Origin of the sequence: Methylobacterium oxalidis (assembly GCF_007992195.1) — a bacterium.
Classification (GTDB): Bacteria; Pseudomonadota; Alphaproteobacteria; order Rhizobiales; family Beijerinckiaceae; genus Methylobacterium; species Methylobacterium oxalidis.
Genome location: NZ_BJZU01000269.1, coordinates 1 through 1,702, shown reverse-complemented (window position 1 = coordinate 1,702; position 1,702 = coordinate 1). Strand labels below are relative to the sequence as shown.

Sequence of the window (1,702 nt, the reverse complement as noted above, 5' to 3'; positions counted from 1 at the left end):
CCCTAGCCTATCAGCTGCGTTCAATTGAGGCGGCTTTCCAAGTGCTAGATGCGGATGGTCAGATTGTGGAAGTCACCGCCGAGCAGGCGAATAGCTAGCACTCCCAAGCGCCCTCGCGATCCCACATAGCAGTCGGGCGTCGGCTCGCCGCGATCCGGTATGCCCAGGAGCTGGCTTGCCTGCCTGCCCCCACCCAAGACGAAGGCGTGCACGCTGCCGTCAAAGGCATCCGGCGCCGCACGGGCTTGAAGCCAACGTAGAAGGCCGCCGCGACCGCCGACGTAGTCGCCGCCATGCTGATGCGGATGCCCGACACCCTCACGGGCAAGCGGGATCGCGCGCTGCTGGCCCTCGGGTTTGCTGGCAGTCTCCGCCGCGCCGAGTTGGCCGCGCTCGACGTGGCTGACCTCCGCGAGGACAAGGACTGGCTGCGCGTCTTTGTACGGCGTTCAAAGACCGATCAGGAGGGCAGGGATGTTGAGAAGGCGATACCGCACGGCCGCTTCATCAGACCCGTCGCCATCGTGCGCGAGTGGCTGGAAGCTGCGGCCATCACGGACGGGCCCGTGTTCCGGCCCATCTCGCGGTCCGGCAACCTGCGCCAGGGTGGTCAGCTGACGACGCAGGCCATTGCCGACATCGTGAAGAAGTATGCCACTGCCGCCGGCCTCGATGCTTCGACCTTTGCCGAGCACTCGCTGCGCGCTGGGTACATCACGACGGCGGCCGAGCGGGGCGCTGATCTCGCCCGCATCATGGATCAGAGCGGCCACCGCGACCCGTGGATGGTGCTGGGCTACATCCGCCGGGCCAACGCTTTCAAGGATCGCTCGGGGAGCGGGTTCTTGTAAGCCTTGGCCGCTATAACATCTGGTATTGGCAGGGACGTTTTGGGTGGCGAGGGTTCCCCTATCCGAAGGAGCCCTGCCGTGGTGCACCCAGACCGGCTTGCGCAGATCGATGAGCAGTTTGCGGCCGCAGATGAGGCTTGGGCGCGCGAAGTGCGAGGTCTCTACGGCGGCAACCCATATTTCCACCGTGACAAGCCAAGCGGGCGTGGCGAGCCAGACAGCGCCCTGCGCTCAGCCTACGAGGCTCGCGAGTGCGCCTTCGCGGCTTGGTGCTCTGCGCGCGGGCTCGACGCAGCAACGCGCTCGCGCGAGGATGAGGAGCTTGCTCATCAGCTTGCGTGAGGATCCGACATGGCGGACGATCCAAAATATGCAGCGGCGCTAGACCACCGGGCAGCCTTAGCTGAAGACGCAGCTGACGCACTGCTGGAAGCCATCGCAGAAAGCAACGCCGCAAGCTCCATCTTCCATGCCGTGAGCGATGGCGGGAATCTCACCACGTGGCGGGAGCCCGGGAGAACTCAGCTCGGACCCGTTTTCAGCTGCCTTGTCGTCAACTCGATTGACGCGGATCATTGGGCAGAGTTGCACCGGTTCGGTGAGGACATCTACGAGGCCGGCGGGCTTGATGCCTTGGATGAGGCCATCATGCACATCGTCCAGTTGGCCCCGGCTCATGCAGACTGGCGCGCCAAAGTGCTGGAAAGTGTCTGGTTCGACGTCGGGCGCGCGGCTTAACTCCGACGAAGCGCTGCGCGCCTTCAGCCTTGGCAAAGGGCACCGCTGAGTTTCTGTCAGCTTGTCTCAGCGACTGGCGATTTGACCCTCGCATCCTTTAGCTATCTAGCTGG

General features: G+C 64.3%; 1 protein-coding gene and 1 pseudogene. Both read left to right on the top strand.

Features of this window, described 5'->3' with window-relative positions:
- Positions 1-290: 290 nt before the first annotated feature.
- Positions 291-851, top strand: a pseudogene (locus tag MOX02_RS30455) (site-specific integrase); the annotation flags it as partial.
- 351 nt (positions 852-1,202) lie between these two features.
- Positions 1,203-1,589 carry a hypothetical protein gene (locus MOX02_RS30445; protein WP_147029484.1) on the top strand — a complete coding sequence of 129 codons (387 nt, stop codon included), beginning with the start codon at positions 1,203-1,205 and terminating at the stop codon, positions 1,587-1,589.
- Positions 1,590-1,702 lie beyond the last annotated feature (113 nt).

Coding starts and splice junctions, on each gene's coding strand:
- MOX02_RS30445 (WP_147029484.1), top strand. CDS start 1,203: ATGGCGGACGATCCAAAATATGCAGCGGCGCTAGACCACCGGGCAGCC.